This is a genomic window from Nocardia sp. NPDC051929, assembly GCF_044548645.1.
Lineage (GTDB): Bacteria > Actinomycetota > Actinomycetes > Mycobacteriales > Mycobacteriaceae > Nocardia > Nocardia sichangensis.
Genome location: NZ_JBIUCG010000015.1, coordinates 37,883 through 62,604, shown reverse-complemented (window position 1 = coordinate 62,604; position 24,722 = coordinate 37,883). Strand labels below are relative to the sequence as shown.

Annotated in this window: 29 protein-coding genes; 16 read left to right on the top strand and 13 right to left on the bottom strand. The window is 69.1% G+C overall.

Annotated elements, in window-relative coordinates:
- Positions 1-20 precede the first annotated feature (20 nt).
- Positions 21-1,526 carry a flavin-containing monooxygenase gene (locus ACIHAX_RS21115; protein ID WP_397279154.1) on the bottom strand — a complete coding sequence of 502 codons (1,506 nt, stop codon included), beginning with the start codon at positions 1,524-1,526 and terminating at the stop codon, positions 21-23.
- Positions 1,527-1,560: 34 nt separating this feature from the next.
- On the opposite strand from ACIHAX_RS21115, the gene ACIHAX_RS21110 reads away from it, so the two are divergent.
- Both ACIHAX_RS21110 and ACIHAX_RS21105 read left to right on the top strand, forming a co-directional pair.
- The gene (locus tag ACIHAX_RS21110) at positions 1,561-2,634 is read left to right on the top strand and encodes an AraC family transcriptional regulator (protein WP_364430070.1); all 1,074 of its coding nucleotides are present in this window, start codon (positions 1,561-1,563) and stop codon (positions 2,632-2,634) included.
- A gap of 136 nt (positions 2,635-2,770) precedes the next feature.
- Complete coding sequence (locus ACIHAX_RS21105; RefSeq protein WP_355075656.1) at positions 2,771-4,717, top strand: UvrD-helicase domain-containing protein; 1,947 nt, start codon at positions 2,771-2,773, stop codon at positions 4,715-4,717.
- Positions 4,718-4,782: 65 nt separating this feature from the next.
- Here ACIHAX_RS21105 and ACIHAX_RS21100 read toward each other — a convergent pair whose 3' ends face one another.
- The gene (locus tag ACIHAX_RS21100; RefSeq protein WP_397279152.1) at positions 4,783-5,763 is read right to left on the bottom strand and encodes a sigma-70 family RNA polymerase sigma factor; all 981 of its coding nucleotides are present in this window, start codon (positions 5,761-5,763) and stop codon (positions 4,783-4,785) included.
- 156 nt (positions 5,764-5,919) lie between these two features.
- Here ACIHAX_RS21100 and ACIHAX_RS21095 point away from each other — a divergent pair, with 156 nt between their 5' ends.
- The 3 genes from ACIHAX_RS21095 (at position 5,920) to ACIHAX_RS21085 (ending at position 7,533) form a co-directional block, all read left to right on the top strand.
- A complete protein-coding gene (locus ACIHAX_RS21095; RefSeq protein WP_355075652.1) occupies positions 5,920-6,309 on the top strand; it encodes a PPOX class F420-dependent oxidoreductase in 390 nt (129 codons plus the stop codon).
- A 62-nt stretch (positions 6,310-6,371) separates the two neighbouring features.
- Positions 6,372-6,746: a hypothetical protein gene (locus ACIHAX_RS21090; RefSeq protein ID WP_379254129.1), complete on the top strand. Its 375-nt coding sequence runs from the start codon at positions 6,372-6,374 to the stop codon at positions 6,744-6,746.
- Positions 6,747-6,804: 58 nt separating this feature from the next.
- Complete coding sequence (locus ACIHAX_RS21085; protein WP_355075648.1) at positions 6,805-7,533, top strand: VIT family protein; 729 nt, start codon at positions 6,805-6,807, stop codon at positions 7,531-7,533.
- Between the two features lie 97 nt (positions 7,534-7,630).
- Here the strand turns inward: ACIHAX_RS21085 and ACIHAX_RS21080 are convergent, their stop codons facing one another.
- The 3 genes from ACIHAX_RS21080 to ACIHAX_RS21070 are packed head-to-tail and all read right to left on the bottom strand — an operon-like array spanning position 7,631 to position 8,430.
- Positions 7,631-7,804, bottom strand: a complete 174-nt coding sequence (locus tag ACIHAX_RS21080) for a CsbD family protein (protein ID WP_355075646.1) — start codon at positions 7,802-7,804, stop codon at positions 7,631-7,633.
- 9 nt (positions 7,805-7,813) lie between these two features.
- A complete protein-coding gene (locus ACIHAX_RS21075) occupies positions 7,814-7,969 on the bottom strand; it encodes a DUF6131 family protein (protein ID WP_086006372.1) in 156 nt (51 codons plus the stop codon).
- Between the two features lie 23 nt (positions 7,970-7,992).
- Positions 7,993-8,430 carry a hypothetical protein gene (locus ACIHAX_RS21070; RefSeq protein ID WP_356966932.1) on the bottom strand — a complete coding sequence of 146 codons (438 nt, stop codon included), beginning with the start codon at positions 8,428-8,430 and terminating at the stop codon, positions 7,993-7,995.
- Positions 8,431-8,543: 113 nt separating this feature from the next.
- Here ACIHAX_RS21070 and ACIHAX_RS21065 point away from each other — a divergent pair, with 113 nt between their 5' ends.
- The 5 genes from ACIHAX_RS21065 (at position 8,544) to ACIHAX_RS21045 (ending at position 12,350) form a co-directional block, all read left to right on the top strand.
- A complete protein-coding gene (locus ACIHAX_RS21065) occupies positions 8,544-8,738 on the top strand; it encodes a heavy-metal-associated domain-containing protein (protein ID WP_067802986.1) in 195 nt (64 codons plus the stop codon).
- Positions 8,739-8,809: 71 nt separating this feature from the next.
- Complete coding sequence (locus ACIHAX_RS21060) at positions 8,810-9,976, top strand: cytochrome P450 (RefSeq protein ID WP_364430088.1); 1,167 nt, start codon at positions 8,810-8,812, stop codon at positions 9,974-9,976.
- Between the two features lie 164 nt (positions 9,977-10,140).
- Positions 10,141-10,584: a hypothetical protein gene (locus ACIHAX_RS21055; protein WP_355075641.1), complete on the top strand. Its 444-nt coding sequence runs from the start codon at positions 10,141-10,143 to the stop codon at positions 10,582-10,584.
- A 3-nt stretch (positions 10,585-10,587) separates the two neighbouring features.
- The gene (locus tag ACIHAX_RS21050) at positions 10,588-11,145 is read left to right on the top strand and encodes a hypothetical protein (RefSeq protein WP_364430092.1); all 558 of its coding nucleotides are present in this window, start codon (positions 10,588-10,590) and stop codon (positions 11,143-11,145) included.
- 2 nt (positions 11,146-11,147) lie between these two features.
- The gene (locus ACIHAX_RS21045; RefSeq protein ID WP_364430095.1) at positions 11,148-12,350 is read left to right on the top strand and encodes an MAB_1171c family putative transporter; all 1,203 of its coding nucleotides are present in this window, start codon (positions 11,148-11,150) and stop codon (positions 12,348-12,350) included.
- Between the two features lie 2 nt (positions 12,351-12,352).
- Here ACIHAX_RS21045 and ACIHAX_RS21040 read toward each other — a convergent pair whose 3' ends face one another.
- The gene (locus ACIHAX_RS21040; protein ID WP_364430098.1) at positions 12,353-13,354 is read right to left on the bottom strand and encodes a DUF418 domain-containing protein; all 1,002 of its coding nucleotides are present in this window, start codon (positions 13,352-13,354) and stop codon (positions 12,353-12,355) included.
- A gap of 116 nt (positions 13,355-13,470) precedes the next feature.
- Between ACIHAX_RS21040 and ACIHAX_RS21035 the strand changes: the two genes are divergently transcribed.
- The gene (locus tag ACIHAX_RS21035; RefSeq protein ID WP_356966920.1) at positions 13,471-13,962 is read left to right on the top strand and encodes a MarR family transcriptional regulator; all 492 of its coding nucleotides are present in this window, start codon (positions 13,471-13,473) and stop codon (positions 13,960-13,962) included.
- A complete protein-coding gene (locus tag ACIHAX_RS21030; protein WP_397279147.1) occupies positions 13,959-14,339 on the top strand; it encodes a DUF5313 family protein in 381 nt (126 codons plus the stop codon). Before ACIHAX_RS21035 ends, ACIHAX_RS21030 begins: the two co-directional genes overlap by 4 nt.
- A gap of 119 nt (positions 14,340-14,458) precedes the next feature.
- Here ACIHAX_RS21030 and ACIHAX_RS21025 read toward each other — a convergent pair whose 3' ends face one another.
- Both ACIHAX_RS21025 and ACIHAX_RS21020 read right to left on the bottom strand, forming a co-directional pair.
- Positions 14,459-15,550, bottom strand: a complete 1,092-nt coding sequence (locus ACIHAX_RS21025) for a calcium:proton antiporter (protein WP_397279145.1) — start codon at positions 15,548-15,550, stop codon at positions 14,459-14,461.
- Between the two features lie 69 nt (positions 15,551-15,619).
- Positions 15,620-16,015 (bottom strand): nitroreductase/quinone reductase family protein, encoded by a 396-nt coding sequence (locus ACIHAX_RS21020; protein WP_355075629.1) that lies wholly within the window; start codon positions 16,013-16,015, stop codon positions 15,620-15,622.
- A gap of 523 nt (positions 16,016-16,538) precedes the next feature.
- Here ACIHAX_RS21020 and ACIHAX_RS21015 point away from each other — a divergent pair.
- Positions 16,539-17,201, top strand: coding sequence for a PhoU domain-containing protein (locus tag ACIHAX_RS21015; protein WP_356966915.1), 663 nt, complete (start codon positions 16,539-16,541; stop codon positions 17,199-17,201).
- Between the two features lie 49 nt (positions 17,202-17,250).
- Positions 17,251-18,153, top strand: coding sequence for a homocysteine S-methyltransferase (gene mmuM, locus ACIHAX_RS21010; RefSeq protein WP_397279304.1), 903 nt, complete (start codon positions 17,251-17,253; stop codon positions 18,151-18,153).
- Between the two features lie 17 nt (positions 18,154-18,170).
- Here mmuM and ACIHAX_RS21005 read toward each other — a convergent pair whose 3' ends face one another.
- A complete protein-coding gene (locus ACIHAX_RS21005) occupies positions 18,171-19,031 on the bottom strand; it encodes a sigma-70 family RNA polymerase sigma factor (protein WP_356966913.1) in 861 nt (286 codons plus the stop codon).
- Positions 19,032-19,095: 64 nt separating this feature from the next.
- Positions 19,096-20,055, bottom strand: a complete 960-nt coding sequence (locus ACIHAX_RS21000; RefSeq protein WP_397279142.1) for a haloalkane dehalogenase — start codon at positions 20,053-20,055, stop codon at positions 19,096-19,098.
- Between the two features lie 594 nt (positions 20,056-20,649).
- Here ACIHAX_RS21000 and ACIHAX_RS20995 point away from each other — a divergent pair.
- Positions 20,650-21,372, top strand: coding sequence for an HNH endonuclease family protein (locus ACIHAX_RS20995; protein WP_364430114.1), 723 nt, complete (start codon positions 20,650-20,652; stop codon positions 21,370-21,372).
- Between the two features lie 3 nt (positions 21,373-21,375).
- Here ACIHAX_RS20995 and ACIHAX_RS20990 read toward each other — a convergent pair whose 3' ends face one another.
- On the bottom strand, positions 21,376-22,392 hold the full coding sequence (locus ACIHAX_RS20990; protein ID WP_364430117.1) for an NAD(P)-dependent alcohol dehydrogenase: 1,017 nt from the start codon (positions 22,390-22,392) through the stop codon (positions 21,376-21,378).
- A complete protein-coding gene (locus tag ACIHAX_RS20985) occupies positions 22,392-22,835 on the bottom strand; it encodes a hypothetical protein (RefSeq protein WP_397279139.1) in 444 nt (147 codons plus the stop codon). The genes ACIHAX_RS20990 and ACIHAX_RS20985 overlap by 1 nt, the downstream gene beginning before the upstream one ends.
- Before the next feature lie 86 nt (positions 22,836-22,921).
- On the opposite strand from ACIHAX_RS20985, the gene ACIHAX_RS20980 reads away from it, so the two are divergent.
- On the top strand, positions 22,922-23,713 hold the full coding sequence (locus tag ACIHAX_RS20980; RefSeq protein WP_397279137.1) for a helix-turn-helix domain-containing protein: 792 nt from the start codon (positions 22,922-22,924) through the stop codon (positions 23,711-23,713).
- Positions 23,714-23,725: 12 nt separating this feature from the next.
- Here the strand turns inward: ACIHAX_RS20980 and ACIHAX_RS20975 are convergent, their stop codons facing one another.
- Positions 23,726-24,649, bottom strand: coding sequence for a LysR family transcriptional regulator (locus ACIHAX_RS20975; RefSeq protein WP_355075618.1), 924 nt, complete (start codon positions 24,647-24,649; stop codon positions 23,726-23,728).
- Between the last annotated feature and the right edge of the window lie 73 nt (positions 24,650-24,722).

Here is a 24,722-nt window from a genome sequence, read left to right as displayed (position 1 = left end):
CCCCACTCCTCCGTGACGGATCAGGCGACGGGCACCGGCCGCCGGACGGCCGATTTCGGCGTCGCGGTGAGCGTCTTGTCCAAGTCGGTGCGCAGCGTGGTCGCCGAGTCGAGCAGGTAGTTCTGGCGCACCTTCCACGGATGACGGCCGCCTTGCCGGGGAAAGTCGCCGATGGAGCGCTGGACGTAACCGGAGGCCAGATCCAGCAGCGGGTGCTCCTCGAGCGTGCCCCGTGGCTCTGGCACCACGGAGGCGTAACCCTTGCGGTCCATGTGGTTGAGCACCTTGCAGACCAGCCGAGAGGTGAGGTCGGCGCGCAACGTCCACGACGCGTTGGTGTACCCGATGCACACGGCGAAGTTGGGGACGCCGGTGAGCATGGCTCCCTGCCAGACGAACTGCTCGGACAAGTCGACCCGCACGCCGTCGACACTGGGCGCGATGCCGCCGAAGGCGAGCAGTCGCAGCCCGGTCGCGGTGATCACGACGTCCGCCTCCAGCACCCGACCGGACTTCAGCCGGATGCCCTCCGGCACGAAGCTGTCGATGTGATCGGTGACGACCTCGGCCTTGCCCTTCTTCATGGCTTTGAAGAAGTCCGCGTCCGGGACCGCGCACAGACGCTGGTCCCAGGGGTTGTAGCTGGGCGTGAAGTGCTCGGCGACGGCCTGTTCGTCCTTCAGGATGCGCGTGGTGAGGCCGGTGAGCAGCTTGCGCGCCGCCTCCGGCCTGCGACGGCAGTACTGGTAGAAGCCGATGCCGAACAGGATGTTCTTGGTTCGGATCAGCCGATGCGCGGGCCGCGGCGGTAGCAGCTCGCGGATCTTGTCGGCCACTTTGTCCCGCCCCGGGACGGCGCTGATCCAGGTCGGCGAGCGTTGCAGCATCGTCACCAGCTCCGCCTGCTCCGCCATCGCCGGGACCAGGGTGACCGCGGTCGCGCCGCTGCCGATCACGACGACGCGCTTGCCGCGATAGTCGAAGTCCTCGGGCCAGAACTGCGGGTGCACCACCTCGCCGGCGAACGACGCGATGCCGGGGAATTCCGGTGCGTGCGGCTGGTCGTAGTTGTAGTACCCGGCGCAGGCGTAGAGGAAGCCGCAGGTCAGCATGCGCGTCTCGGTGGAGCCGGTCGCGTCGCGCTGCTCGAGCGTCAGCGTCCAGCGCGCGGCGCCGCTGTCCCAATCGGCCGCGAGGACCTTGGTGCGGAAGCGGATGTGCCGGTCGATGCCGTTCTCGGTCGCGGTCTCGGTGATGTAGCGCAGGATCGACGGACCGTCCGCGATCGACTTGGCGTCCCGCCACGGCTTGAACGGGTAGCCGAGGGTGAACATGTCGGAGTCCGAGCGGATGCCCGGGTAGCGGAACAGGTCCCAGGTGCCGCCCAGCGTGTCGCGGGCCTCGAGGACGGCGTAGGTCTTGCCACGGCACTCGGTCTGCAAGCGGTAGGCAGCGCCGATACCGGATAGTCCCGCGCCGACGATCACGACATCGAGGTGTTCCGGTGCTGTGTCGGTCTGCGTCATGTGTCCAGTGTGCGAGCCTCACGGGGTCGCTATCTTGACTTTGCGCGACAACTATTTGATCCTCGACGACATGTCGGTGATTCGATCCGCAGGGCTGCGCGGTTTCCGCGCGACCGTGGCCGAACTCGGTGGCGACGCGGAGGCGCTGGCCACGGCGTGCGGGCTGCCGGTGGCCGCCTTGGACGCCGACGATCTGCTCGTGCCGGACGAGCGCGTCGCGGCCGTCCTGGAACTGGCCGCGCACCAGCTGCGCTGCCCCGATCTGGGTCTGCGGATCTCCCAGCGGCAGGATCTGGACATGCTCGGCCCGCTGGCGCTGGCCATCCGGAATTCGCCGTCGCTGGCCGACGTGCTCGAGTGCACGGCGCGGTACCTGTTCCTGCACGCGCGGTCGCTGAGCCTGACGCTGGAACCGGACCCCTACGGGGATCGCGGCGTGATCGCGCTGCGCTACAGCGTGCGGCCGGGACTTCCCACCCCCGTCCAGGGCACCGACCTGGGCTTGGCGTTCGTGCATCGCACCATTCAGCGCTTGGTGGGCGACCGATACGGGTTGCGCTCGGTCGAGTTGCCCTATCGGCCCGAGGCCGCGCTCGCCGGTTACGAAGAATTCTTCAGCGCCCCGGTGCGGGTCGAGCGGCCCTTCGCGGCGCTACGTATGCCGCGCAGCCTGGCGGGCACGCCGCTCACCGGCGGTGACGAGAATCTGCACCGGCTGGCGATGGCCTTCCTCGCGGAGCAGTCCGGTGACGCGGCGGCGGCGCTCGCCCCGCAGGTGCGCGCCGCCGTACAGCAGCTCCTGGGTACATCCGCGCCCGAGATAGGCGCGGTGGCACGGCTGCTCACCGTGCACCCGCGCACCTTGCAACGACGCCTCGCCGCCGAACACACCTCGTTCGCCGCGATCCTGGACGAGGTCCGCCGGGACGCGGCCCGGCGTTATCTGACCACGACGGATATGCCGATGAGTCAGGTCGCCTCGCTGATCGGGCTGTCGGAACAAGCGACCTTCACCCGATGTGCCCGAAGATGGTGGGGCACAACGCCGACCACCCTGCGCCGCGTGGAATCCGACGGAAGAACACAGCAGCACAACACTTTCGGGTGACAGGCCGACAACGGTCCGGTGTCCGATCCGCCTGTTTCGATAACGGTTGTCCCGGAAAGCCCTCGGCGCATTCCCTCCTCGACGCGGTGTCTTTACCGTCGAAGACGGGGTAGGTGTGCACCGGAAGGGGGACTCCATGAACGCCTGGCTTTCGCGTGTCACGGACACGCTGACCCGCATTCCCGGCCTGACATCGCACCAGCGCACATTTCTCGCCGAGGCGCTGGCCGAACCGGGCCGATACCTGCTCGTCCATCGCGACCCCGTGGACCTGCCCGCCACGCACGCCCATGCGTTGCTGTTCTGCGGGACAGGACTTTTCGCGTTGCGCTTCGCCGAGGGCGTCCCGGCCGAACTCGACGAGATCCACCGCGACGTCGAGGCGCGATTCGGCCGATTGCAGTTCGGGCGCGAGAAGCTGGTCCCCCATGACGTGCAGCTCGTCCTGCTCGTACCCGCCGGAATCGGGGTGCGCGTGGACGGCCGGTTCGCCGTGGCCGGGCCGGGCGAGCTCGATCGGGTGATCCGCGCACGGCAGCGGCACTTGCGACCCACCCGGGTACAGGCCATCGCGAACACCGTCGCCCACCAGTCGGCCCGCGAATACGACTTGCTGGAGTTCGAGGAAGCGGCGCAGGGCGCAGCGGATCCCGCTCTGCTCGATCGGTCGGAGGTGCTCGCGCCGCAGCGGAATACGGCGTTGCAGAGGCCGTTCCAGCACTGGATGACCTTCCTGGATCCCGAACAGGAGATCCTGGTCGCGCGCAACTACACCGGCCCCGCGCGGCTGACCGGCCCTGCGGGCACCGGGAAGACCGTCGTGGCGCTGCACCGAATGGCCAGGCAGGCGCGGCGATCCACCGGCCGTCAGCTGTACACGACGTTCGTGAAGACGCTCGCGAACTGCCAGGAGACCTACTTCCGCAGGCTCGCCCCGGGAACCGAGAGCCGCGTCCAGTTCGCCGGTCTGCACGCCTGGGCCCTGGATTTCCTCGCACAGCGGATCGCCGCGCCGAAACTCGACCCACACGGAGCCGACCGCGTGTTCAGCCGCGTCTGGGAACGGGCGAGGGCCGACTTCGAGGACATCGAGCCGCGCGCGAGCTATTGGCGGGAGGAGATCGACCGGGTGATCAAGGGGCGCGAGATCGACGACCTGGACGTCTACCAGCGCGCGGACCGATACGGGCGCAACGGTGTTCGTCTCGGCGACGACCGGCGCGCCGACGTGTGGCACAAGCTGTACGTGCCGTACGTCAGCGAGATGCGCGAGCGGGGCATCTCCGACTACAGCGACGTCATCGCCATCGCGCTGGCCGAGATCCGCAACGAACCGCTCCCGGAACCCTATGACGCGGTCGTCGTCGACGAGGTGCAGGACATCACGCTGGCCGGGCTGCGGCTGGCCCACGCCATCGCGGGCGGCAACGGGTCGAGTCCGCTGCTGCTGCTCGGCGACGGCCAGCAGCAGGTGTACGCCGGAGGCTGGCGCATGGCCGAGGCGGGCATCGATCTGCGCGGCCGCGGCGAGATCCTGCGGGTGAACTACCGCAACCGCCGCCGCGTCTGGGAGAACGCCGCGGGCATCGATGCGGTGAACGAGCTCGGCGATTTCGACGACGCGCCCGGCGTGCCGCTGCGCGATGCCGACGTCACCCTGCCCGACGGCGTGGTGCGGATCTGGCGTGGACCGGATCAGTACCTGGAGGCCGCGCTGGTCGACGGTATTCGCGGATGCGGAAAGCCGTTGTCGGATATCGCAGTACTCACCCGGACGCGGCACGAGGCCGGGCGGCTCGCCGGGGCGCTGGAGGCCGTCGGCATCGCGACACTGCCCCTGGAGGACTACGACGGAACACCGCGGGCGGCGGTCAAGGTCGGCACGGTGCATCGCGCCAAGGGGCTCGATTTCGCGGCGGTCTTCCATCCGACCTGGCCCGCGGGCGCGGACTCACGCACCGGCGCGGGACGCGAACGAGCCGAACTCGCCGAACGGCAGAAGCTCGTCGCGATCACCAGGGCGCGGGATTACGCCTGGATCGGAATTCGAGACGACCGGCCGGAGATCCAGCGCGGCCGATAGCTCTCCACGACCGATCCGACTCCCGGCAAGAAGTACCGCGCACGTGCGAGTATCGCGACCTTCGTTCACCCGAGGACCGGGGCGAATCCGAACGCGGTGACCAGATCCGGGTCGCCGAACGCGGTGATCCGGATGATCGAGTCCGTGGTCGTGGTGAGCACCGCGACGCCGAAAGCGCGGTAGACGCAATCCGATTGCCGGTGATAGGCGACCGCGGCGAGCTGCCCGTTCGCCGCGGCCGGGAACAGCAACCACGCGCCGGGAGCGCCGAGGACGTGCTCGGCCAGGTAGGCGACGCACGTCCGCTTACCCGAGAACCAGGTGGCCGACGGCGGCATCTCCAGCACGGCGTCCCGGTGCAGCAGTCGTTCGATGGCGGCCGGGTCGGCGCGTCGGAAGGCCGTCAGATACTCCTCGAGCAGCGCGCGCTGCCCCGGCTCGCTCGGCGGCACCGCCTGCTCGGCCGCCGCCGATACCTCCGTCAACCGGGCTCGCGCGCGCTGCAGTGTGCTCTTCACCGCCGCGGTGCTGGTGTCGAGCACTCCGGCGACTTCTGCCGCGGGCATACCGAGCACGTCGCGCAGCAACAGCACCGCACGCTGCCTGCCGTTCAGGTGTTGCAGGCATGCGATCAGCGCCAGGCGCAGGCTGTCGCGAGCCACCGCGACACCCGCCGGGTCCGCCGAGTCCGGCGTCACCAGGGTGTCCGGCAGCGGCTCGAGCCACCGTACGCCCGCCGCGGCCACGGGCCGCGCCGACGGGTCCGTGCCCGCAGCGCCGAGACCGGACGGCAGCACGCGCCGACCGTGGTGCTCGAGCGCGGTCAGGCACGCGTTCGTGGCGATCCGGTAGAGCCAGGTCCGCACCGAGGAGCGGCCCTCGAAGGCGCCGAACGAACGCCAAGCCCGCAAATAGGTCTCCTGCACCACGTCTTCGGCGTCGTGGATCGAGCCGAGCATGCGATAGCAGTGCGCGAGCAGTTCCCGGCGATACGGCTGAGTACTGCGAGTGAATTCGGCGTCCGGTAGCGCACTGGTCGAGGTCATCCGCGAGTCCTTTCCCGGTTCACTACGCGTGAGCCGTCGCAGATATGGACCGGACGGGACCCGAAAAAGAATCGCTCTGGGCGGTTCCTTCCGATCGCGGCGGAAGTCAGCATTACGGGAATCACCGTGATTCCGCACCGACCGAGGAGACTTCCGATGCAACTCGACGACATCGTGCGCACCCTGATCGACGGCCCGCACGCCGCCGTACTGGCCACCGCGAACGCGGACGGCCGTCCGCAGTCCTCGGTGATCTTCGTCGACCACGACGGCGACACCCTGCTGTTCAGCACGATCGAAGGACGCCTGAAGACCCGCAACATGCGGCGCGATCCGCGGGTGAGCCTGCTGGTGCTCAGCCGCGCCGACGGCCGCTACGCGGAGGTGCGCGGCCGGGTGGAGCTCACCGACGACCCGGACAAGACCCTGCTCACCGCGATGTACGCCAAGTACATGGGCGGCGCGACGCCGCCACCGGAACCGGAGGCGCGGCGGGTGATCGTGCGGATCGTGCCGGAGCGCGTCTACGTCTTCCCGCCCGCTTGAATCGTCACTGGGAAGGCGCGATTCGGCCGCTAGACTCTCCGGACGACTGGGAAGGGGGCCGCATGGACGCGGTTATCAAGGAGGTCGCCGAGGAGGGCAAGCGGCTGATCGACCGGGCTTGGCTCGGCGAGCTCAGCCGCGACCAGGCCGTGCACATGTTCGTCCAGGTCGGCGACGGCATGGTGCGCTACGAGACGGCGCTGACCATCATCGACGACGGTGTGCAACGGCTGGCCGCCAACGCCAGGCGGCTGCGGATCCTGCGCTGGTGCGCCGTGCTGGAGTTTCCGGTGTTCGGCGCGTTCGCCGTACTGGCGGTTCTGGTCGGGGATTTCACCACCGCCGGACTCTCGGTGCTGTTCCTGCTGATTCTCCAGATCATCCACCGCACGATGCCGCCGCATCCGTTGGCGGTCCCCCGCCAACCCCGCGCTTAACCGTTCGAGCTGTCGCGATTCCCGCCCGCGTCACACGGTGGTGATTAGGGTGCGTTTCATGGATCGCACGACCGACGCCTCCGGCGCACATCCGCACGAACCGCACGGCAACGGCTTCGCGTCCAAACTCAACTGGCTGCGCGCCGGTGTGCTCGGCGCGAACGACGGCATCGTGTCCACCGCGGGTCTGGTCGTCGGCGTCGCGGCGGCCACCACCGATACACCGGCCTTGTTCACCGCGGGCATCGCGGGTCTGACGGCTGGCGCGATCTCCATGGCGGTGGGCGAATACGTCTCGGTCAGCACTCAGCGCGATTCCGAGCGGGCTCTGCTGGCGAAAGAGCGCAGGGAGCTGCGCGACGAGCCGGACTACGAGCTGATCGAGCTCACCGGGATCTACCAGGCAAAAGGGCTGACGCCCGAAACGGCGCGCAAGGTCGCCGAGGAACTCACCGCGCACGACGCCTTCACCGCGCACGCGGAGGCCGAACTGGGCCTGAATCCCGCCGAGCTGACCAACCCCTGGCTGGCGGCGTTCTCCTCGGCGGTGGCCTTCACCCTCGGCGCGCTGCTGCCGTTGCTGGCCATCCTGCTGCCACCGGTCGACGCGCGTATTCCGGTGACGTTCGCGGCCGTGCTCGCCGCGCTCGCGCTCACCGGGTCGGTCAGCGCCCGGTTGGGGGGAAGTGCCCGTGGCCGGGCGGTGGTCCGGGTGGTGCTCGGCGGCGCGCTGGCGATGGCCGTCACCTACGGCATCGGACAACTCGCCGGAATCGCCGGAGTCTGACGCGCACGCGAGAATTCGAACTTTTCCTTCGCGAGAACACGACAATGCCGGGCGGAGGCCATCGGCCTTCGCCCGGCACCGGTCGAGCGGTGCGCGGTCAGCGCTTGAACGCGTCCCGCACCTTGTCCGCGGCGCGTTTCAGATTGCCGCGGGCCTGCTCCCGCCGCCCCTCGGCCTCCAGCCGGGAGTTGCCGGTCGCACGGCCGACGAATTTCTTCACGCTGCCCCTGGTCGCTTGCACTTGATGCGCGAGGCGATCTTCGAACTTCATGCGGAATCCCTAGTAGTACCAGCGGCGGCCACCCACCGGACGGCCCACCGAACCGGCCACCAGCAGCACGAGCCCGATGATCAGCACGATGATGCCCGCCGTGGTGAGCAGCCCGATTCCGAGCAGCCAACCCAAGACCAGGAGGATGAGGCCGAGAATGATCATTGTCGTATTCCTTTTCTTCTCAATTATTTCGCGGTCACGGGTTTCGAGGTCGATACCGTGGCGCCGCGATCGGTGCGGGCAGTACCCGAACCGCCTGTGCGCAACCACCGCCGCCAAGCCGGCTCCTGCGAGGTGCGTTCCACCGGCGCGGTAGTGCCTGCGGCCAGATCGCGCCGCACCGCCGCCATCTCGCGACGGGACTGTGCGAGTTCACGACGCGCGGCCACGCCGCGGCGGGTGACCCGCCAGGCGCCGGATAGGACGAGGGCCAGTCCGAACGCCCCGATCGCACCGAGCGTTACTCCGTAACCGAACAGTGCTCCGGTGGAACCGTGGAAGTGATAGTCGAATACCGCGAAATCGCTCGTCAGTTGCTGAGCGGGGCCGGTGTTGCCCACTACCGCGGCCACTCCGATAATCACGGCCGCGATCAAGGCGATGAGCCCGATGATGATGATCATGGCAATCCCTGTTGCGTCGAGTCGTTTGACAACCCGGCTATTCCCGGGGTCTCCACGATCAAACGGGACGGAAAGGAAAGTTTGAGCGAGCGCGATCGGTCAATGCGAATTACATGACGTACACGGTTACTCTGCACAACGTTACCCGCGAGTCCGCGTCCGCGATCGAATCGTCACTGCGCGGCGTCAACGGTATCGATTCCGTCGACATCGACGTGGCCTCGGAGCGCGCGCTCGTGAACTCGACCACGCTGACCTACGGTGAAGTCCTCGACGCGATCCGGCAGACCGGAGCCGCCGCCTCCTGATCGGCGCGCAGCACGCACCGGCAGCCCTCGGCAGCCTCCGTCCCCAGGACACAGTGCGGGATGATGGGCGAGTGACGGATGTGTTCGACTCCGACTTCGCCCGTAACCCGTGGCCCACGCTCGAGCGACTGCGCATCGAAGGGGGCGTTCACCGCGTTCGCACGCCCGATGGGCCACCGGCCTGGCTGGTGACGCGATACCGCGACGTACGGGCCGGGCTGCTGGATGAGCGGCTCTCCACCCGGGTCCGGTATGCCCAGGGAGACGACTACCGGGGCTTCTCGGTGCCGCCACCGCTGGACGCGATGCTCAGTGCCGCGCCGGCCGACCATGCACGCCTGCGCGGTCTGGTGACCTCCGAGTTGTCGCCACGCCGATTGGCCGAGTGGACCGACCGCGCGCCCCGCTTGGTGGATTCGCTGCTGCACGAGGATGATTCGGGCGAGACCGTCGATCTCGTCGAGCGTCTTGCCGTGCCGCTTCCCGCCGCCGTGCTGGGCGAACTACTCGGCCTCGACGACCACACTGCCGAACGCCTTCGCGGCTGGGCGAATTCGACGCTCCTGCCGTCGGCCGCACCACCGCGCGCCCGCGACACCCTGGCCACCATGCTCGCGATCATCGCGGACGCCACCGCGCGGGCACCGCGCTCCGACACCGCGCTGGGGCGCTGGGTAGGCGCACACCGGGCCTGCGGGTCGCCGACCGGTGCTGAGCTCACCGGGCTGCTGTTCTACCTGCTGTTCGTCTGGTATGAAGTGCTCGCCGATCTGATCGCCGGTTCGGTGCTCACCTTGCTCGGCAGTCCGGGCCTGCGGCAGACGTGGTACGCCCTGGGCGACAAGCGATCAGCCGTGGACGAGCTGCTGCGGCACCTCTCCCCGCAGGTGCTGGCCGGACCGCGCTTCGCGACCACCGACCTGGTCATCGGCGACACGACGATCGCCGCGGGACAGACGGTACTGCTGTGCCTGGCATCGGCCAACCACGATCCCGAAATCTTCCCGCGCCCAGCGGTACCGGACCTCGCCAGGGACCGCGCGGACCAGCTCGCGCTCGGCTACGGCATGCACGCCTGCTTGGGGAACGCGCTGGTACACACCCTCACCGCGGCCGCTCTCGAGCACGTCCTCACGCGATGGCCGGATGCGGCGCTCGCGGTGGACGAACGAGAGATCGCCTGGCGCTCCGGTTTCCGCCATCGCGGACCACTGACACTACCGGTGCGGCTCCGATGAAATGGGGCGAGCGACGATGATCGCCCCACCTGCTACCGCTCTGGGATGCCGGGCCTCTCGTGGCCGACGCCCCTTCGGGGGCGACCACACCGGCATGTGCTGGCGGAGCAGGGACGAGTATGATCTACGCCACAGGCCCTGTCAACCACAGGAGACACGCTGATATGGGGGACGGCTTACACCCGTTTACACGGGCTCTCAACACGCTCATCAACGGAATACACCCGCCCGCAGGCAAAGACGGGCGACCGCAGGAGATCACCCACCGGGCGCTCGCCGAAGACATCCACCGCACCACCGGAACGCGCCTGTCCGCCAACTACCTCTGGAAGCTGCGCACCGGGCAGGCAGTGAACCCGTCCTACGAGACGCTGGAGGTGTTGCGCGGCTACTTCGGGCTCGACAGCCTGGATCCGTTCACCGACCCGCGACTGGCGGCAGCGCGCGGCAGCGAATTGGCATTGATCAACGCGCTCAAGGGAAATGCCGAACACGAGGTACTCGAACTGGTGCTGCGCGACGGGCTGCAACAGGGTACGGTCCGCGCTGAATCGGTGCTGGCGATGCTGGACATCCTGCGACGCATCGAGAACGAGCACAACGGGTGAGCGATGCGGATCGCGGCTTGGAGCAAGGACGGAGGTGACCAGCCGGTGCTGGATCGTCGCTGGCTGCGCCGGGAGCTGCGCGCCATGGGACTGCCCGGCCGGTTCACCGTCGGCGAGCTGGCCGAGGCCGTCGCCGAGCGGCGCGCCCGTCCCCTGCGGCTGCGCCCGGAGAGCTTCCCGGTCACCGGCCTCACCGGCGGCCTGCTGGTCACCGACGCGATCGATTTCATCGCCTATCAGCGCAACACCTCCAAGATGCATCAGGATCACATCGTCTGTCACGAACTCGGCCATCTGCTCGCCGGCCACCGCACCGTCGACGTGCGCGGCGCGGAAGCCGTGCGGCTGCTCGCGCCGAACATCGACCCCGCGGTTGTGCGGCGCATGCTCGGGCGCACCAGCTACGCGCAGCCGCAGGAACGCGAGGCCGAACACCTCGCGAATATGCTGATGACGCACCACATCACGCAGTGGACGGCACGGGAGGAGTGGGTCCTGCCCGATTCCGCGCCGGTCGCCGCGCGCCGACTGCTGGACGCGCTGGGGCCGGGGCCGAGCTGAGCATGTGGTTCGCGCTGGTGTACGGCGGCGTGGGCGTCTTCGCCTTCGCGGCGTTCCTGTGGCGAACCGGTCTGGCCCTGCGCAACCCGGGCAACCCCGCGCGCTGGGCGGTCGCGTTCGCCATCCTCGCGGCGGGCATCGGGTTCGAAGCGGCTGTGCCGCGCACCTATACCTGGATCGATGACGTCTCCGGCGTGCCCAACCTGGCGTCTCTGGTGGTGTACGGAGCCATCGCGGGCGCGGTGCTCGCCCAAGTGGTCTGGACGGGGTTCATGGTGGCGGAGCGGGAACCGGACGCGAGCGCGGCACGGCGCGTGCTCGTCCCGCCGGTGCTCGTGCCCGTCGTGCTGGCGGCGCTGTTCACGGCGGCGCCGGTGCACGACGAGAGTCATCCCACCGACTTCGACGACCACTACGCGAAAGTCCCGCTGGCGGTGGCGTTCCTCGGCGTCTACCTCACCGTCTACTCTGCGGCGCTGATCCGCATCATCGTGTTGTGCCGCCGGTGGATGGGCGAGGTCGATCGAATCTGGTTGCGCCGCGGCCTGCGGCTGCTCGCGCTCGGGAGCGCCGTCGCGCTCGGCTACAGCGTGGGCAAGGTGATCGCGATCGGCGCGGCGTGGGCCGGTATCGATCTGCGTCTCCTCAACACCGATATCGCGCCCGCGTTCGCGAGCCTGGGCGCCACCGTCATGCTGGTCGGCTACCTGTGCCCCTCGTTGGCGCCGTGGCTGCTGCACACCACCGCCCGGCTGCGGGCGCTGCCGCGGCTGCGCCCGTTGTGGCTGGCCCTGCGCGAGGTGGACCCGGAACTGGCGCATCCGCCGGACCGGCGCGGCACGGCGGCCCGAGATCGGGTGTACCGCAGGGTGATCGAGATACGGGACTGGCTGTTGCGGTTGCGACCGCATCTGTCCGCCGAAGCGGTGGCGATCGCCGAGCGCTTGGCGACCGAACTGGCGATCCCGGATCGCAGCAGAGCCGCCGCGATCGAGGCCGCCCGCATCGCCGCGGCGCTACGGGCGCACCGGCTCGGTCTGCCGCCCACCGGCGACGACCAGTCGTTCCGTGAACCGAGTCGACCCACGCTGGCCGCCGAGTCGGCCTGGCTGGTCGAGGTCGCCGTCCAATTCGAGACGGGGCCATTGGTTTCGGCGACCCTGGCCGAGCTGGATAACACCGGCGATCCGGCGGCCCCGCGCTGAACTCAGTACGGGCGGCTCGGCACGCGCGTCCGCCGGATCGGCACCACGGTCCACCAGGTGACGCAACGCCACACCCATTCCAGCGGGCCGTACTCGAACAACCGCAACCACACGGCACTGCACACCGCCTGCACCGCGATGATCCCGACCGCCAACCCGAGCACCGCCGCGTAGCTGCCGGAGCCGGACAGGCCGAGACGCGGTGCCGCGAGCAGGATCAGCGCGGTGGCGCCGACGTAGTTGGTCAAAGCCAGGCGACCCAGCGGCCGCAACACCTCCGCCAGTACCTGGCCCGGCTCGATGCGCAGCAACAGCAGCAGCCCGGTGACATAGGCCAGCGCGCCCAGTAGACCAGCGACAGCCACGGCGGGAGTGGACCACAGCTCCAGATACGGCGTGCGGTATTCCCACCTGCCCGCCACTATCGCGGCGGGCAGGGCGAGGGCGAAGACCGCGGCGATCTGCCAGCCCCGCTCATCGAGTGTGTCCACGATCCCGGCGCGCGCGGTGGCCAGGCCGAGCAGGAACAACCCTGGCGCCAGGGCCAGCCCGCCGCCGAGGGCCAGCGCCACGCCGAAGGTCCCTACCAGTCCCGCTAGCAGCACCGCCCAGTTCGGCAGCGCCGAGGCGGGCAGCAGGATCGCCAGCCCGGCCAACGCGTACGGCAGCAGCGCCTCACCCGGCTGGAACTGCTGATGGACCAGGCCGATCACCCCGAGCGCGAGCAAGCGGCGGATCAGGACCAGTCGCGGGCGCTCGCTCCGTTCCTCGGCACTGTCCAGCAGCAGTGCGAAGCCGATTCCGAACAGGAACGAGAAGATCGGGAAGAACCGTCCCTCGAACACCACCGACAGCGTGTGCCGGATCGGTAGCACCACGCCCGATTCGTCCGTCGCCGCGATGTCGGTGATCCGCCAGATGTTCACCACCAGCATGCCGCACAGCGCGAAGCCACGAACCGCGTCGAGTTCCTCGATGCGTAGCGGACCCGCGTCGTGGTGCATGGATTCACGGTATCCAGCGGCGGCCCCGAAGCCGGTATCTCGCGCCGAGATGTCGCCCACATTGATTAACGCACTAACTATTCATGCGCTAATTTGAGGGAGGACAAGGAGGACCGATGGAGACCGAGATCGAGGATCCGCTGCGCCTGGACCGGCAGGTGTGCTTCGCGCTGGCCGTGGCCAATCGCGCGGTGCTGGCCGTCTACCGTCCGCTGCTCGAACCGCTCGGGCTCACCCACCCGCAGTATCTGGTGATGCTGGCGCTCTGGGGCGAGGCGCCGATGTCGGTGAAAGCGATCGCCGAGGCCATCCAGCTCGACTCCCCCACACTGTCCCCGCTGCTCAAACGCCTCGAAGCCGCCGGACTGATCAGTCGCGAACGCGACAGCCGAGACGAGCGCAACCTCGTGGTGAACCTGACCCCGGCCGGAGCCGAACTGCGCGCGAAGGCCGAGCGGATACCGCCCGCCGTCGTCCAACGCCTCGGCGTGACCCTGGCCGACCTCGAGCAGTTGCGCGATGTCCTCACCCGGGTGAACGAGGCGGCCCGCCGGTCGGTGCTCGCCGAGCCCCACGCCCCGTCCTCGAACCCAGGAGCCCGGTCATGACCCGAGAGCGACGACGGCCCGGTCCGATCCAGTGGATCGGCTACGCCTTCGGCCGCCGCCTGCCCGATTCGATGCGTGAGTGGGTGCGCGACGACCTGACCGGCAGGTTCGCCGCCACCCGGCACGTGCTGCGCGGACTGGTGCCGTTCACACCGTTGTTCGCGGTGTTCCTGCTCTTCCCCGGCGAGCTGTGGCTGCGCGGCGCGATGGTCCTGCTGGCGCTGCTGCTGGCCCTGTTCTACACGATCGCTTTCATGCCGATGAACCGCGCGCATCGGCTCGTGAAGCACGGCTTGCCCGCGGATCTGGAGAATCCGCAGCGCGCGCGGCGCCGAGCGTTGGAACGAGCCAGATACGCGGCTCAGCACCCACACTGAGCGCGCGGCTCGCGACCACCGAAGGCGGGGTGTCGCCCGTCCGGCGTCCAAGTGTTCGCACCGCTGGCGCCGCACCGATTCGGCGGTGACCGCGTCGAGGCGCTCGTCTGAGCCGCCCGCTAGGGGCTGGCGGCGAGGCCGACGAAGGCGGCGAACACGGCCAGGTGGACGCCGCCCTGCAGCAGCGTCGCCCGTCCAGGAACGATCGTCAGCCCACCGACGACGACGGTCAGCGCCAGCAGCACCATCTGCGTCGCCCCCAAGCCGAGCACCAAAGGGCCGTCCAGCCAGATGCTGGCCACGGCGATCGCCGGAATGGTGAGGCCGATGCTCGCCATGGCCGAACCCAGCGCCAGATTGAGACCGATCTGCACCTGGTCGCGGCGCGCGGCCCGCACCGCGGCGATCGTCTCGGGCAGCAGCACCAGCAACGCGATCACCACGCCGACCCCCGATTGCGGCAGACCCGCCGACTGGACCGCCGATTCCACGGCGGGCGAGACCACCTTCGCCAGCCCAACCACGCAGACCAGGGCGACCAGCAGCAGACCGAGACTGGTGACGGCGTCGCGCACGCTGGGTGGCTCGACGCGCTCGTCGTCCTCGGCGACGACGCCGTCCGCCTCCACCGGCAGGAAGTCGTCCGGATGGCGCACGGTCTGCACCATCACGAACAAGCCGTACAGCGCGAGCGAGGCCACCGCGGCGAAGGCCAGCTGCGCGGGCGAGAACTCCGGGCCGGGTTTGCTCGTGGTGAAGGTCGGCAACACCAGGCTGAGCGTCGCCAGCGTCGCGACGGTGGCCAGCGCCGCACCCGTGCCTTCGGCGTTGAACACCGCCACGCGCCTGCGCAACGCCCCCACCAGCAGACAGAGACCGAGGATGCCGTTGCAGGTGATCATCGCAGCGGCGAAGACCGTGTCGCGGGCCAAGGTCGCGGTCTTGTCACCGCCCTGGGTCATCAGCGTGAGAATGAGCGCGACTTCGATCACGGTCACCGCGATGGCCAGCACCAGCGAGCCGAACGGCTCACCGACCCGGCGCGCCACCACCTCCGCGTGATGAACCGCCGAGAGCACCGCCCCGATCAACGCCACCACCACAACCGTCACCGCGACACCGGGCAGACTTCGGCCCCAGGTGACCGCGAGGGCGACGACGGCGAGCAATGGTACGAGCACGGTCCAACGGGCGATGAACAGACGGATCATGCCCACCATGGTCCCAGCAAATCGCCCGCATCCAGGTCAGGCGACCAATGTCACCGCCCCGCCGCGGGTTCAGTCGTCCAGATCGATGCGCAGCGTGAGCAGGTCGGTGCCGACCAACCGCACGGCCGCGCTGTTGGCGCGCGGCAGGGCCGCCAACCGGGCACGCGGGTCGTCGTCGGGCAGCAGGTGGGCGGTGCCCGCGTGCCAGCGGCCGTGCAGCCGCAGCCGGACTCGATTGTCCGCCTTGATGTTCCGCACATACTGGGATCGCTCGCCGAACTCGGAGACCAGCCAGAATTCCCGGCCGATCTTTCGTCCGCCGATCGGAGTGATCCGCGGCTGACCGCTCACCCGGCCGGTGGTCTCCAGGAGAGTCTGCCCGGGCAGCGTACTGAGGATCGGATTACCCAGTCGGCGCTGGAACGTCGTCACCACACGATGCTGGATATCGCGCAAGTTCGGCATGCCGCGACCGTAACACCGGGCGCACCCGTCGGCTGGCTTCGCCGCGTGTGCGATTCGGGCGTTGACCAGGGCACGGACCCGCACGCGGCGGACCGCGGCAGCCACAGGAACCGGGACGCAAACGCCCGCCCATCGCGTCGCGCAGTATCGACCGTCCACGCCGCCGCACGGAGCCGAACAGGGCACGCGACGAGCAACCACGCGAGTCGCCATGCGCCGCAACAGCGCAATGTGATGCGCGCCATAGATCCCCGATCGGGCAATGCATCTCCTCCGCTGCCCCGGCCGGAATGCGTGCGCGAGTGCCGCCCGCCGTCGCGCGCGCCGGTGCGCCCGATCCGCCATAGCGTGTTCCGGCCGCGAAAAGCACTGCCTCAACTGTATTTTCCCGTCGTTTTGCTGGCGAAGCGATCGCGCGTGGTCCAGCGTTCCCGTCCGCGACGGCATGTCGAGGCGATGTCGTTACCGAAGAACATCCGACAAGGAATCGACCCCGCCCCGGTCGATAGGTGAGAATTTGGCGGTGCGCACCCAGTTCACTGCCGAGCTCATCGCGTTGACCAATGATCTGACGCTGATGTGCACGCTGGCCCACGACGCCGTCGAGCGTGTCACCGACGCGCTCGTCGACGCCGACCTCACCGCGACATACGAGGTCTTCGCGCTCGACGAGCAGTTGCAGAAGATGTACGGCGCTTGCGAGGCGCGCACCGTGGTGTTACTGGCGCTACAGGCTCCGGTGGCCCGCGACCTGCGGCATGTGGTGACCGCGATCCAGATCGCCGGTGAGCTGTCCCGCATCGGCTGGCTCGCCAGCCGGGTCGCCGACAAGGTGTATCAGAGTCACCCCGGACACGCTGCCGAGCAACCCATCCTGGACATCCTCGCCGCGATGGGCAAGCTGGCGGCCGAGCGTACGGCTTCGGCCGGGCGAGCGGTCGCCGGTCGGCACCCGCTGCCGGAGGAGGAGACGCCCGCGGACCATTCGATGGAAACGCTGCACCGGCAACTGCATTCCGCGCTGCGCGACCCCGCGTCCCAGCCGTCCACCGAAGTCGCGATCGACAACGCACTGCTGGGACACCACTTGGAGCGCTGTGCCGACCACACCGCGCGCATCGACCGGCTCATCCGTTTCCTCGACACCGGGGTACCCCCGACCGCCCAGCCCACCGACGACGAGTGAATCCGCGTCCTACAGTGGAGCCGTGCTGTTCGACACTGCGGCGGGGGCATTGATCTCGGACGGTGGACTGGCCACCGAGCTGGAGGCGCGCGGCCACGACCTGTCCGACGCGTTGTGGTCGGCCCGTCTGCTCGTGGACGATCCCGCCGCGATCCGGTCCGTGCACGAAGTCTATTTCCGGGCGGGCGCCGACATCGCGACCACCGCCACCTATCAGGCTTCTTTCGATGGCTTCGCCGCGCGCGGGCTGACCAAGGCGCAGACGGTGGAGCTGTGGCGACGTGGCGTGGCGCTGGCTCGTGCCGCGTGCGACGCCGAGACCGCTGATCGACGCCGCTGGGTCGCCGCCTCGGTCGGCCCCTACGGCGCCGCGCTGGCGGACGGATCGGAATACCGTGGCCGCTACGGGCGCACCGTGGCCGAACTGCGGGCCTGGCATCGACCGCGCATGGAGGTGCTCGCGGAGGCGGGCGCCGACCTGCTGGCCCTGGAGACCGTTCCCGACGTCGACGAAGCCGAAGCGCTGGTCGACCTGGTGAACGACCTCGGCGTGCCCGCATGGCTGAGCTACACCGTCGACGGCGCGCGCACCAGAGCCGGGCAACCGCTCACCGATGCCTTCGCGGTGGCCGCGGGCTCGGACTCGATCGTCGCGATCGGCGTGAACTGCTGCGCGCCCGCCGATGTCGCCGCCGCGGTCGAACTCGCCGCGGGAACCGGCAAGCCCGTGGTCGCCTACCCGAACAGCGGTGAGGACTGGGATGCGGCGCGCCACCGTTGGACCGGCCCCACCCGGTTCACCGCAGGGCAAGCCAGGGACTGGTTCGCCCGAGGCGCACGGATCATCGGCGGCTGCTGCCGGGTCGGCCCCGCGCAGATCACACGCCTGGCAACGGAACTACGAGGAACCTCACCCGCCACCGGTTCACCCGACGCGGAAGCACCGGGCTGATCACCGACGCGGCGGGTTCACGTCTCCTCGAGCATGGGGAAACGCCCCGAACCGAGCAGCCCCGCGATCGCGTCCATCTTCGCCTGCGGCGCGGCGTAGTCGGGATGCGCGCGCAGCACCGACGCCGCGTCGTGCAGCCGGATCATCTGCCGTTCGGCCTCGGCCGCGGTGCGCCCGCCCGCGCTGACCGGATGGCGCGCGTACACCGGACGGCTCCGGTCGACCCGTCCCAGCGCCAGAGCTTTGTCCACGCGGCGTGAGCAGCGGCAGAACGCCGTCGGGTCGACCAGGCCACAGGTCGAGTTCAGGAAGTTCCCGAGCCGTTTCTTGGCGCGCTCCAACCGCTTTCGATAGGCGGCGGGGGTGATGTCGAGGATCCAGGCGGCCTCGGTGGAGTTCAGCTCGAACACGTCGCCGAGCACGAACGCGATCCGTTCGTCCCGGGCCAGGCATTGCAACATGCCTTGACTACAGGTGAGCCGCACCTCGGCAGTTAGAAGCACCGCTTCCGGTCCGCGATAGTCCGCCTCCGACAGACCGTCGGCCAGTCCGTCCCGGTAGGCGTCCAAGCTCAGTTCCGCGGCCTCCTGCGGGGTCTGCCGCCGCAGATTCAGCAGGTGGTTGACGCCTATGCGGTAGGCCCAGGTGAGCAGCTTCGCCTCGCCGCGCCAGGTGTGCAGATGATCGAGGACGCGCACCATGATCTCCTGCGTCGCGTCCTCGGCCTCCGCGGGCCGCCAGACCATGCGCAGCGCCAGCCGGTACAGCGGGTCCTGCAACAGGCGCACCACCTCGGCGACGGCGTCCCGGTCGCCCGCGACCGCGCGGGCGACCATGGCCTTCTCGTCCGCCGCGACCCGCTCGTGCTCCGTGCTCATCCGGCCATCATTCGGCCCGCGCCGCGGTCGGCGCAAGCACTGCCGGGTCACAGCGCGGCCGAGATCACGCGCGAGCGGCGGCACCGACCAAGGCGTGCCGATCGAGCCACTGCGCGACCGCCCGGCCGATCTCGTCCGGCCGATCCTCCGGCGCGTGGTGGCCCGCCGGAGGGATCGCGACGACCTCGGCGCTCGCGAAGGTGCTCGCGGCCCAGTCGATCGCCTCCGCCGATCCCAGCCCGACGCCGTTCTCCAACGCCATCAGCAACTTGGGCACCTCGGGCGTCGCGGCCGCCCAATCGTCGTAGTTCCGCACCAGGGCGACCACGTCGGCGGGCTCGCCGTCCAGCGGGAACTCCCGCGGCCACACCAGCAGCGGCTTGCGCGAGGCCGGGCTCGGATACGGCGCCCGGTACACGTCGTGGTCCTCGGGCGACAGGTCGGCGACGCCCTTCGGCAGGTTGAACTCGATGAAGATGTTCTCCTCCAGGATCATCCGCTCCCCTTCCGCCGAGCGAAACTTCCGGAACAGCTCGGCGCCGAGCGGAGGCAGCTCGTCGAAGCGCATCGGCCGCAAGAACGTTTCGATCAGCGCGATCCCGCGCACGCGGCCGGGATGCCGCGCGGCCCAGTCCATGCCCAGCGCGCCACCCCAGTCGTGTCCGACCAGCACCACTCGGTCCAGCCCGAGCGCGTCGAACCAGGCGTCGAGGTAGGCGGCGTGATCGGTGAAACGGTAGGCGCTGTCCGGCTTGCCCGACTCCCCCATGCCGATCAGGTCCGGCGCCAGCACTCGGGTCCGGTCGGCCACGTGCGGAATGACGTTGCGCCACAGATGCGAGGAGGTCGGATTGCCGTGCAGGAACACGACGGGGATCTCTCCCGCACCGGTGTCGCGGTAATTGATGAACGAGTCGATGACGTCGACGGTGGGCATGATGTGGTCCTTTCGGGTCCGGCTTTTCGCCTGCACCCGTTTGGACACAGGAATCACACCGCCTGTGACCGGATGTGGAGTGAGCATCGTCACAGGCCCGTCGAACCGGTCGTCGCGAGGGCGGCAACTCTCGGATACATCCGTACTCATGCAGTAGATGTGTGGCCGAAACTGAAGATCGGCTGAGAAACTTTTCGAACCGTCCGAACGAACTTGCCAATTCGCGCGGCATCTATCTACTGTCTTGATACGTAGAACAAAGCGTGATCGAGACGGAGCGGATGCGTGCTGCAACCGGAGAGCGGCTTCCCTGGTCACCGGCGCCCGCCGGACATCGATCACCCCTGATCATCACGAGTGAGTCCGGAGCAGGCGCGGCTCGACACCTCGGGACCTCCCCCTCATCAGCCCCGTGGTGTCGTCCCAGTGCGGGCTTCGGAGTGGACAACCATCCGCACAACCGCGCGGCTCCACCGGCCTCCTCGTGATCACCGCCCCCGAATCGGCGCCGGCACGGCGATTCGGGGGCGGCCCCGTTCTCCGGCTCGGCAGCTCTGGCGCACGGCCCGTTACCGGCCAGCTGTGCCGAATCTCATACGCGCCGATCGGTTGCGCGAAGCCGGTCACTGGATACCTTTTCGCCGGTTACAGTTTCAAAGGGATTCGGCGTTAGGAAGTTCGATGAAGTCCACAGTGCAACGGCTGGCTCTGATCGGCATCATGGTGGCGACTTCCATCGGACTGGTCTCCTGCACAACCGTTCCGCCCGGCCAGTCGACCGCGTCGGGCTGCGGTTCCGGCGGACGGTCCTGCGCCGACGCGCCCGCCCCGATTCCCTCGCGCGACGCGCTCGCGCTGTTGAACGCGCTGCGCGTGGCCGACCGTGCGCCCAAGACCGGATACAGCCGTGACGAATTCGGGCCGCCCTGGTCCGACAACGTCTCGGTGCCCGGCGGCAACAACGGCTGCGACACCCGCAACGACATCCTCCAGCGCGACATGACCGACGTGACGTTCAAGTCGGGCAAGTGCATCGTCGCGACCGGAACGCTCGCCGACTTCTACACCGGAAAGACCATCGACTTCAAGCGCGGCACGAAGTCCTCCGACGACGTGCAGATCGACCATGTCGTCGCGCTCTCGGACGCGTGGCAGAAAGGCGCACAGAAGCTTTCCGCCGAACGCCGCCGCGACCTGGCCAACGACCCGCTGAACCTGCAGGCCGTGGACGGTCCGACCAACCAGTCCAAGAGCGACTCCGACGCGGCCGATTGGCTGCCGCCGAACAAGGGTTACCACTGCGCCTACGTGACCAGGCAGATCCAGGTGAAGACGGCCTACCAACTCTGGGTCACCGCGGCCGAAAAGGACGCCATGACGCGGATTCTCACCGCCTGCCCCTGAGTCCTAGGGGAACTCGATCACCACCTTCCCGAAGGGGTCTCCGGTGCGGAAATACCGGTAGGCCGCTTCGGCTTCCTCGAACGCGAACACGCGGTCGATGACGGGACGCATCCCGTGGGCGGTGATCGCTCGGTTCATCGCCTCGAACTGCGTCCGGCTGCCCACCGCAATGCGGCGAATCGACAGATACGACGTCCCGAACGGGTTGCCTACGGGCGCGTCGGTGGCGGGCAACGCGCCGATCATCGTGATCCGCGCGTTGTATCCGCCCGACCGCACGGATTTCGCCAGGGTCGGCATGCCCACCGCGTCGAGGATGTGTTCCACACCGTCGCCTCCGGTGCGGTCCAGCACGGCCAGCTCCCAGTCCGGTGTCCGGCTCCGATCGATCACCTCGTCGGCTCCCAGCGCGCGCAGCCGCTCGGCCTTTCGCGCGCTCGAGGTCACCGAGATGACATAAGCGCCCAGCATTTTCGCGTGCTGCACACCGAAAAGGCCCACCGATCCACTGCCGACGGTCAAGACGGTCTCGCCGGGCAGCACCGGCAGCGGCGTGGTCAGCGCCGCCCACGCCACCACTCCGGCGCAGGTCAGCGTGGCGGCCTCCACGTCGGTGAGATGGTCGGGCACGTGCACCACCGAATCCTCTTCCAGCACCGCGTACATGGCGAGCATGCCGGGATAGGTGGCGCCGTACTGCTCGACCACGTGCGCTTGGCGCTGTGGCCCGTCGATCCAGCGGACGAAGTAGGAGGCGGTCACCCGGTCGCCCAGCGCGGCGCGCGTCACTTCCTCGCCCACGGCGATCACCGCGCCGACACCGTCGCTGAGCGGGACGACGCCCGGGGTCGCGGGCAGCGGATACGTTCCGTCCAGCAACATGAGATCGCGACGATTCAGTGACGCCGCCAGCATCTGGATCACCACTTGGCGTGGCCCTGGCTCTGGCATCTCCTGCGGCGCGACGGTCAGCGCGGCCGCCCCGCGCGCGGGGTCGAGATGGTAGGCGACGGCCCGCATCACGCGACACCGATGTACTGGTGGTCCCACCGGATCCGGCCCGCGTCGTCGAGCGCGATGACGTCGTATCCGCCGCCGACGACCGCCCCGTCGGTCTTCGTCACCATGTGCCAGGTCAGGCCGATCAGATTCAGTGACAGACGAACCGCCTGCCCCTTGGGTACGAACACGTGCTCACCAGGGGCGACGAATTCCTCGTAGGCGCGATCCACGCGCCGGTCCAGCGCTTCGTAGCCGCGGATCTCCACGGTCGGGATCGGGAAGGACAGTCGGGCAAGCGCCTCCCGCATCTCCTGCGGCGGATCCACCAGCACCTGGGCGCCATCCTCGGACCACAGTTCCCGGATCAGCTTGTGCCTGGCCTGCGCGTCGGATTCGTTCCACAGCGCGATGTAGCGATCGGCGAATCGGGACAGTTCCCGTGCATCGAGTTGATTGCTCATGGGACGGAGTCTTGCCGTCGTTCGGAGCCTGCGCGATTCCCCGCAAGGTATGGCGAAGCCGCCGCCCGACGCCCGATACTGCTGCCATGACGACGGCGGCCGAGTCCACCGGGTTCGCCCGGCAGCTCAAGCATTGGCGCACGCTGCGACGGGTCAGCCAGCTGGATCTCGCGATCCGCGCCGACACCACGCAGCGTCATCTCAGCTTCCTGGAACAGGGCCGCTCACGCCCCGGACGCACGATGGTGGTGCGGTTGGCCGAATCACTGGAGCTGTCACTGCGTGAGCGCAACGGACTGCTGCTCGCCGCGGGTTACGCGCCGGTCTTCCCCGAATCGGCGCTCGATACCGTGGAATTGGCGCCGATGCTGGAGGCGTTGCGGGCGATCCTGGACGGCCACCTGCCCTACCCGGCGCTGGTGGTCCGGCCGCACGGCGTCCTGCTCGCCGCCAACTCGGCCTTCGAGGTGCTCACCGAGGGGGCCGCGCCGTGGCTGTTGGAACCGCCGGTCAATGTGCTGCGGCTCGCGCTGCACCCGCAGGGACTGGCCGCCCGCGTGGTCAACCTGCCGGAATGGGGACGGCACGTCACCGAGGCGCTGCGCAACCGGATGGCCCGCAGCCCCGATCCCGCCTTGGACGAGCTGATCGCCGAGCTGGAGACGTATCTGCCCCAGGCCGAACCGGGACCGGACCATCTCGGTTTCGCGGTGCCGCTGCGCCTGCGCTGCGCCGAAGGGGAATTGCGTTTGATCACCACGCTCACCTCCTTCGCCACCGCGGTGGACGTCACGCTCGCCGAGTTGCAATTGGAGGCGTTCCTGCCCGGCGACGAGCGGACCGCGCGAATTCTGCGCGACCGCGCGGCGCGATACTGAGCGGGCCCGCGCTCACCAGTGCAGCGCCGCGGCGGTCAGCCGCTGACGGACCAGCTCGACGTGCGGGCGGACAGCGGGTCCGGGCCGACGCACCAGGAATGCCGTGTTGATCGGCGGGTCCTCCGGTTCCAACAGCGCGACGAGCGATCCCGAATCCAGTTCGGCCGCACAGAGATATCGCGGCAGCACACTGATCCCCGCGCCCGCCGCGACCGCCGCGGCGACCGCGCGCAGATCGGCGACGACCACCGCGGCCTCGGCGGCGAGCCGGACGCCGAAGACGTGCCGCCAATACCGGCGCAGGATCGGCAGATCCGGGGCGTAACTGACCAGCGGAACATCGGACAACGCGACCGGGCCCTTGGTCCGCAACAGGTCGCCGTCGACGCGCGCGGCGACCTGCGGCCCGGCGACGAGCACGAACTCCTCGTCACCCAGCGGTTCGGCGACCACCGTCCGGCCTCTGGGCCGGACCGTCGACACCACCAGGTCGAAGTGCCCGGCCCGCAGCCCGCCGAGCAAGTCGTCGGTCAGCCCCGCGTGGACCGCCAGTCGAACCCCTCGCTCGACCAGTGGCGCCAGCGCGGGGAGCCCGTGCACCGCGAGGAACTCGGCGGGTCCGGCGAGACGAACGGCGGGCTGTGGCGCGGGTTCGGCCCGGTGGACCGGACCCGCCACGGTGTCCAGCGCGTCCAGCGGCGCGGCGATGCGCGCCGCCAGCTCGGTCGCCGCCGCGGTCGGCGCGACGCCGCGCGGCAATCGGTCGAACAGTCGCGCGCCGAGCCGCTTCTCCAACGCCTGCAATTGGCCGGTCACGGTCGGCTGGGACAAGCCGACCAGCCGCGCCCCGGCTGTGATCGAACCGGCCCGGTGCACGGCCAGGAAGGTGCGCAACTGGTTCAGATCCAGATTTCCATCGGAATCCCTATCGCTCACCACGCAACTCTATTCCGCCGCCGATAGCCGCACCGGAGGTCCCCCGGGTCGCTCGGACCCGAGGGACCTCCGG